The 8,281-nt window shown below is 64.1% G+C and carries 2 protein-coding genes; both read right to left on the minus strand.

All coding sequences use genetic code 11. The features are described from left to right. On the minus strand, positions 1–1,172 hold a 1,172-nt coding region (locus QWY79_RS05955), incomplete at its 3' end, for a TolC family outer membrane protein (RefSeq protein WP_290270863.1). A 120-nt stretch (positions 1,173–1,292) separates the two neighbouring features. Then, the gene (locus QWY79_RS05960; protein ID WP_290270865.1) at positions 1,293–8,267 is read right to left on the minus strand and encodes an Ig-like domain-containing protein; all 6,975 of its coding nucleotides are present in this window, start codon (positions 8,265–8,267) and stop codon (positions 1,293–1,295) included. Positions 8,268–8,281: the final 14 nt, after the last annotated feature.

Genomic DNA, 8,281 nt, shown 5'->3' on the forward strand with positions numbered 1-8,281 from the left:
GTGTCGTTGAAGGCGATCTGGGTGGTCTGGCGCACATCCACGCAGGCCTTGCGGCGCAGGCTGATGGTCTGCTCGACGCGCTCGCTGGCGGCACGGAAGGAGGCCAGGTCACTGCCGCCGCGGTAGAGGTTCATGCTGGCGACCAGCTCGATGCTGCTGCGCGACTGATGCTCGTCGCCGACGAAGCTGCCGCCACTGCCGCTGCCCAGGTAGGTGCCGGTGCGCCCCACCAGGTCGAGCTGGGGATGGAAGGCCGCTTCGCTGGCCTCACGCTCGGCGCGCTTGGCCTGGATGTCGGCCATGGCGGCGTGGAAGTCGGGGTTGCCTTCATAGGCCAGGGTCAGCGCCTGGCTGACATCGCCGGGGATCTGGCCGTCGAAGGTCGGCGCCTCGGCCAGCGATTCCGACGGCAGCTCGCCGACCAGGCGCTGGAAGCGGGCCGAGACGTCATGCAGGTTGGAGGCCTCGGTCAGCAGGTTGGACTCGGCCAGCGCCAGGCGCCCCTGGACCTGTTGCAGGTCGACCCCGCGGCCGGCGCCGGACTCGACGCGCTCGCGGATCTGGTCGTAGATGCGCTTGTGGCGCTGATAGTTGCCGCGGGCCAGCTCGACCAGCTCGCGCCGCCGCTGCACATCCAGGTAGGCCCGGGTGACTTCCAGGGCGGTGTTCTCGCTGGCCCCCAGCAGCTCGTAGTAGCGCACCAGCTCGGCCTTCTCGAGGTTCTCGACCTGATTACTGGTGGCGAAGCCGTCATAGATCATCTGGCGCAGGGTCAGCTCGGCGTACTCGGTGTCGTAGCTGCCGCGCCGGTCGTTCTCGCGGTCCTCGATGCCGACACCGGCGGTGGCATCGAGCTGCGGCAGGAAGCCGCCGCGCGCCGCCTCCGCATCATGGCCCGCGGCCTGAAAGCCGTTCCAGGCCGCCTGGACTTCCGGGTTGCTGGTGATGGCCTGCTTCACCACCGACTGGAGCGTGGCCGAACCGGGAGACGTCGTGTCGTCGGGGAAGGCCGCTGCCTGATCGGACGATGCCGCGGCGTCCGGGTCCTGGGCCGGGATCTGCGCCAGGGCATGGGATGCCGCGACCGACAGGCCCCCCACCATGAGTCCGACCAGCATCGGCCGTTTGAAGAGGACTGAGCGCTGCGCGGTCTTGAAGGAGTGCTTTGACATGTTCACTTCCCTGCGTGTGAAAGAGGCGAAACCGAGATTGTGTGCGGGCTCAGCCTTGCACGACCGAGTCCATTCGATACAGTACCGGCGCCGAAGCGACGCCGGTCACAGCCAGGATCCTTAATCTACATCCAGCTGACTACTATCGGCCATCGCTTGCAGAATCTCCTGCGAAGTACCCGAGTGTTCGCTGAACCCGCTGAGGGTGATGACCTGATCGGCATTGCCGTTATCCGCTGCGATGCCGCCATCCGTCTTGATATGCAGGACGGTATCAGCGCCGTCATAGGAGGCATTGATGAAGTCGTTCAAGGCCGACTGGTCGCCATCATAGCCTTCCAGAAGCTCGCCCAGCTGCAGGGTATCATCGCCGTCGCCGAAATCCGTGACCGTGTCATCGGCGGGCGCAGCGGCGGTACCACCATCATTCAACGTCCAGGCGAAGATATCGGCACCGGTTCCACCCAGCATCTGATCATCCCCGGCACCACCATTGAGAGTATCATCCCCGCTGGTAGCGATCAGGGTATCATTCCCCGCCTGACCATTCAGGGTATCACCACCGCCATCCGCACGGGCCGTATTCACCAGGTCCTCATAATTGTTCTTGATGAACTCCAGGGTACGGCCATCATCAGGAGCCGCGCCATCGACCTCAGTGATGAAGTCAATCAGGCCGGAATACCCGGATTGCGGCTCGCCGTTGACGGTATCGCCATCGGGGTCGGTGCCCGTCAGGTTGCCGGGATCGACGCTGTCGCCGAAGAGGATATCATCACCGGCACCACCATTCAGGATGTCGGCGCCCAGATCGGCCTCTTCCAGCATGGTCGAGCCGCCCTTCAGGATATTGGTAAGCTCTTCTGCCGTATCTGCAACCGGCACGTCGCCATCCGTATCAAAATTTTTCAACTCTTCAACATCGACCGTCCTGTCCAGTGCAATGGCCTCGACAATCGGGTCAGCAATCAAACGCATCAACTGGTAGGCGGTCTGGGCGGCTTGCAGGTCACTATCGGAGCTCTCGGTACCATCGGCGATGAAGTAGGCCAGGTTCTGGGCATCATTGTTCTGCGAGGAGAACCAGTCGGTCGCCGCATCAAAGCCGAACTGGGCATAGGTGCCGTAACCATCATCCTGGTCATTCACCCAATCTTGGGCATCGGACAGTTTATCGCCATCGAACTCCCCGAAATCCCTTTGGATGATGCCCTCGTCAAAGCCGCTTTCATCATACATATTGATATGAAGGTTGATCGTACCGGAAAAGGCGGCAAACTCTTCCAAGATGGCGTTGATGGCCTTCTGTGCTCCTTCGAAGCGGGTGTCACCATTGCTGAGATACCGACCCATACTGCTGGAGCGGTCCAGAATAATGGCAATATTGTAATCCTCGGCCGGCTCGATCACCGTCTTGGTACCGCCCGGATCGCCGATCAGCACATCATTGCCGCCACCGCCCTCGAGGTTCGGATCATCACCACCGGTGCCGATGACCAGCTGGTTGGGCACGACATCGACGCTCAACTGCGCCGAGGCCTCATCCCCGTCGGCATCTTCCATGGTGTAATCGATCTGCGCCGTGCCGGTATAGCCGGCGTCCGGCGTAAAGGTGACTTCGCCGGTTGCGGCATCGGTGGTCACCGTACCCTGACCGGACACCAGGGTGGCACCGGTCAGCACGGCCGGTGTGTCGCTGCCGGCATCGTCATTGGCCAGCACATTGACCGTGACGGACTCTTCCTCGCCGGTCGAGGCGGTGTCATTAGCCGCACTGGGCTCATCATCCGCCACCTCGATATCCACACTGCCGGTGGTCGGATCGCCATCGACATCCTCGGCGATCACCTCGACCCCGCTGATCGTCAAGGCGTCACCACCCATGGCATGTGGCAGGGCATCGAACTGTTCGACCTCAACCGTCACGCTGCCGCTGTCACCCGCCGCAATGGTGCCGGTATCCGACAGGGTCAGGGCCAGCACCTGTTCACCATTCAGGCTCGCCACTCGCTGACCCGACGAATTGGTACTCCAGGTCAGCGACTCGCCGCTGGCCAGGCCGGTGACCGTCGGGTTGGTGGTGCCGAACGCGAACGAGGTCAGGTCATCACTGCCGGCAGTGAAGGCAATGGTGCCGGTGTCGGTGCTGCTGGCTGTGCCGTCGGTCTCTGCGTCATCCACGGCCAGGCTGGCCGTGCTGCTGTTGGTCGAGCCATCACCCGGCGTCGGATCCGCGCCATCGGTGATGGTGATGGTGAGAGTATCACCATCTGTATCCTCATCGGCATCTTCAGCCTGAATACGGAAGCCAAGGCTCGGGTTACTGGTCTGGTCCTGGTTGGTATTGGCGGTAAAGCTCCAGGTCTGGTCGGCATTGACCGTCAGCTCGCCCTCAGGCGCCGTGAATGCGACGCTATTGGCCGTGGAGCTCATGTCCAGCTCCTTGTCCTCGCCATCGACACGAACCGTCACGACATTGGGCGTATCCGCACTGCTGCTCATCGTCCAGTTACCGGCTATCGTCTCACCTTCTTCCACCGTGACCGGCGTATCGTCAATTTCGGCGCTGGGCAGGTCATCCGCCACCTCGATCTCCACGCTGCCGGTGGCCGTACCGCCATCGATGTCTTCGGCGATCACCTCGACGCCACTGATGCTCAGCGAGTCAGCCGACGCCGCGTGCGGCAGGTTCTCGGCCAGGGTCGCGGTGACCGTCACATTGCCGCTGGTGCCGGCTGCAATGTTGCCGGTATTCGACAACGACAGTGTCAGGACCTGCTCGCCGGTGCTGTCCAGCGTGGCCACGCGATCGCCGGCACCATTGGTGCTCCAGGTCAGCGACTCGCCGCTGGCCAGGCCGGTGACCGTCGGGTTGGTGGTGCCGAACGCGAACGAGGTCAGGTCATCACTGCCGGCGGTGAACGTCAGGGTATTATTGTCACTGCTGCTGGCAGCACCCACGGTCGCAGCATCGGCCAGGGAAAGGCTTGTCGAATCTCCTGCCCCCGAGCCATCACCCGGCGTCGGAGGTGCACCATCGGTGATCTCGATGGTGTGGTTATCCGAGGCGGGGTCGTTATCCGCATCCTCAGTATCGATGGTGAAAGTGACGCTGGGCGTGCCGCTGGCCTGATCCTGGTTGTCGTTGGCCACGAAGCTCCAGGTCTGGTCGGCATTGACCGTCAGCTCGCCTGCGCCGGTGTTCAGCGTGACGCTGTTGGCGGCATCGCTCATGTCCAACGTCTGGGGAGCGCCACCCGCCGTGACCGTGACGCTCGCCGGTGTATCCGCGCCACTGTCCGTGGTCCAGGTGCCGTCGACGGTCTCGCCTTCGGTCACCGTGGCCGGGGTATCGACAATATTCAGGGTCGGTGCGTCGTCCGCCACCGCGATATCCGCGCTGCCGGTGGCCGTACCGCCATCGATGTCTTCGGCGATCACCTCGACGCCACTGATGCTCAGTGAGTCAACCGACGCCGCGTGCGGCAGGTTCTCGGCCAGGGTCGCGGTGACCGTCACATTGCCGCTGGTGCCGGCCGCAATGTTGCCGGTATTCGACAGCGACAGTGTCAGGACTTCCTCGTCGGTGCTGTCCAGCGTGGCCACACGATCGCCGTCACCATTGGTGGTCCAGCTGAGTGTCTCGCCACTGGCCAGACCGGTCACCGTCGGGTCGGTGGTGCCGAACGTGAACGAGGTCAGGTCATCACTGCCGGCGGTGAAGGCAATGGTGCCGGTGTCGGTGCTGCTGGATGGGCCTTCCGTATCGGCGTCATCCACGGCCAGGTTGGCCGTATCGCCAGCGCCCGAGCCATCACCCGGCGTCGGAGGTGCACCATCGGTGATCTCGATGGTGTGGTTATCCGAGGCGGGGTCGTTATCCGCATCCTCAGTATCGATGGTGAAAGTGACGCTGGGCGTGCCGCTGGCCTGATCCTGGTTGTCGTTGGCCACGAAGCTCCAGGTCTGGTCGGCCTGGACCGTCAGCTCGCCTGCGCCGGTGTTCAGCGTGACGCTGTTGGTCGTCGCGCTCATGTCCAGCGTCTGGCTCGTGCCGCCCGCCGTGACCGTGACGCTCGCCGGCGTGTCCGCGCCACTGTCCGTGGTCCAGGTGCCGTCGACGGTCTCGCCTTCGGTCACCGTGGCCGGGGTATCGACAATATTCAGGGTCGGCTCATCATCCGTCACATAGACAGTTACCGGTTGCGTGTCCTGATCACCGTCAATATCCGTTGCAATGATGTCGATACCCGCCGACGTGTACAGAAAGTCGGTATCAATGGCGTGTGGCAGACTTTCCGTCAAGGTCGCGGTGACCGTCACGTTACCGCTGGTACCGGCGCTGATGGTGTCTGTATTCGACAGCGACAGCGTCAGTACCTGCTCGCCGGTGCTGTCCAGCGTGGCCACACGATCGCCGTCATCATTGGTGCTCCAGCTGATTGTTTCCCCACTGGCGATCTGGTTCACGGTCGGCTCGGTATCAGCAAACTTGAAATCGGTCAGGTCATCACTACCCGCCGTAAAGGATACCGACACACTCGCACTACTGCTCGAGCCGCCCAGGGTTTCTTCGTCCTTCAGCCTCAAAACCGGTATGCCCGGGTCATCACCGGGTTTGCCTGGGCCTGGGCCATCGGTGATCTCGATGGTGTGGCTGTCCGAGGCCGTATCCGTGTCGGCATCTTCGGTCTCGATGGTGAAGTCGAACGGTACAGGTCCGCCTGACTGATCCTGGTTGTCGTTGGCCACGAAGCTCCAGGTCTGATCGGCCTGGACCGTCAGCTCGCCTTCGTCGATGTTCAGCGTGACGCTGTTGGTCGTCGCGCTCATGTCCAGCGTCTGGCTCGTGCCGCCCGCCGTGACCGTGACGGTCGCCGGCGTATCCGCGCCACTGTCCGTGGTCCAGGTGCCGTCGACGGTCTCGCCTTCGGTCACCGTGGCCGGGGTATCATCAATGCTCAGGGTCGGCACGTCGTCCTTGACGTCGATGCCCAGCGTCGAGTCGGCGGTATCGCCGTCACTGTCCTCGACCTGGATGTCGAACAGCTCGCGCACGGCATCGGCGGCGGTGCCGTCGCTGCTGTGGTCGGTGCTGTTGGTGTCGAGGGTGTAGGTCCAGCTGTAGCTGCCGCCGCTCTCGGTCACCGTCAGGGTGCCCAGATCGGTCGTGATCTCACCGCCCCCGGTGACGTCCGTGGTGGTGCCGTTATGCGTCATGCGCACCGCGGCCAGGTCATCACCGCCGGTGGCGATGTCCAGAGTGCCGCTGACCGTCTCGCTGTTGGCGGCTTCGTCGCTGCCGTCCGGCAGGCCGGCTTCGTCGACCACGTACAGCGCGTCGCCGGCCGCCGGGTCGTCGTTCAGGTCCGGGTCATCCGGGTCGATGGGCTCACTGGGCTCGTTCGGATCCGAGGGATCCGTCGGCACTTCGACCTCGGGCTCGGAGTCCGGCGCCACATTGATCGTCAGGGTGGCGTCGCTGGTGTCGCCATCGGCGTCGGTGATGGTGTAGTTGACCACCACGTCACCTTCCACGCCCCCGGCCGGTGTGAAGGTCACCTCGCCATTGGGATCGATGGACACATCGCCCTGGCTCGGGTCGGCCAGGCTGGCGGCCGTCAGGGTCGCGCCATCGACACCCTGGGTGTCGCTGGTGCCGTCGCCGTTGGTCAGCACGTTGTAGGTGATCGGCGTGTCTTCGGCGGTGTCGGTGCTGTCGTCCACCGCGCTCGGTTCGTCATCCGCCACCGCGATATCCGCGCTGCCGGTGGCCGTACCGCCATCGATGTCTTCGGCGATCACCTCGACGCCACTGATGCTCAGCGAGTCAACCGACGCCGCGTGCGGCAGGTTCTCGGCCAGGGTCGCGGTGACCGTCACATTGCCGCTGGTGCCGGCCGCAATGGTGCCGGTATTCGACAGCGACAGTGTCAGTACCTGCTCGCCGGTGCTGTCCAGCGTGGCCACGCGATCGCCGTCACCATTGGTGGTCCAGCTGAGTGTCTCGCCACTGGCCAGACCGGTCACCGTCGGGTCGGTGGTGCCGAACGTGAACGAGGTCAGGTCATCACTGCCGGCGGTGAAGGCAATGGTGCCGGTGTCGGTGCTGCTGGATGTGCTTTCCGTATCGGCGTCATCCACGGCCAGGCTGGCCGTGCTGCCATTGCCCGACGCATCGCCCGGCGTCGGATCCGCGCCATCGGTGATCTCGATGGTGTGGTTATCCGAGGCCGTATCCGTGTCGGCATCTTCGGTGGCGATGGTGAAGTCGACGCTGGGCGTGCCGCTGGCCTGATCCTGGTTGTCGTTGGCCACGAAGCTCCAGGTCTGGTCGGCATTGACCGTCAGCTCGCCTGCGTCGGTGTTCAGCGTGACGCTGTTGGTCGTCGCGCTCATGTCCAGCGTCTGGGTATCACCACCCGCCGTGACCGTGACGGTCGCCGGCGTGTCCGCGCCACTGTCCGTGGTCCAGGTGCCGTCGACGGTCTCGCCTTCGGTCACCGTGGCCGGGGTGTCGTCAATGCTCAGGGTCGGCACATCGTCCTTGACGTCGATGCCCAGCGTCGAGTCGGCGGTATCGCCGTCACTGTCCTCGACCTGGATATCGAACAGCTCGCGCACGGCATCGGCGGCGGTGCCGTCGCTGCTGTGATCGGTGCTGTTGGTGTCGAGGGTGTAGCTCCAGGCATAGCTGCCATCGGCGTTCTCGGTCACCGTCAGGGTGCCCAGACCGGTCGTGATCTCACCGCCACCGGTGACGTCCGTGGTGTCACCCTTGTGCGTCATGCGCACCGCGGCCAGGTCATCACCGCCGGTGGCGATGTCCAGGGTGCCGCTGACCGTCTCGCTGTTGGCGGCTTCGTCGCTGCCGCCTGGCAGGCCGGCTTCGTCAACCACGTACAGCGCGTCGCCGGCCGCCGGGTCGTCGTCCAGATCCGGGTCATCCGGGTCGATGGGCTCACTGGGCTCGTTCGGATCCGAGGGATCCGTCGGCACTTCGACCTCGGGCTCGGAGTCCGGCGCCACAGTGATCGTCAGAGTAGCGTCGCTGGTGTCGCCATCGGCGTCGGTGATGGTGTAGTTGACCACCACGTCACCTTCCACGC

It is taken from the genome of Halomonas sabkhae (genome assembly GCF_030409265.1).
Lineage (GTDB): Bacteria > Pseudomonadota > Gammaproteobacteria > Pseudomonadales > Halomonadaceae > Halomonas > Halomonas halmophila.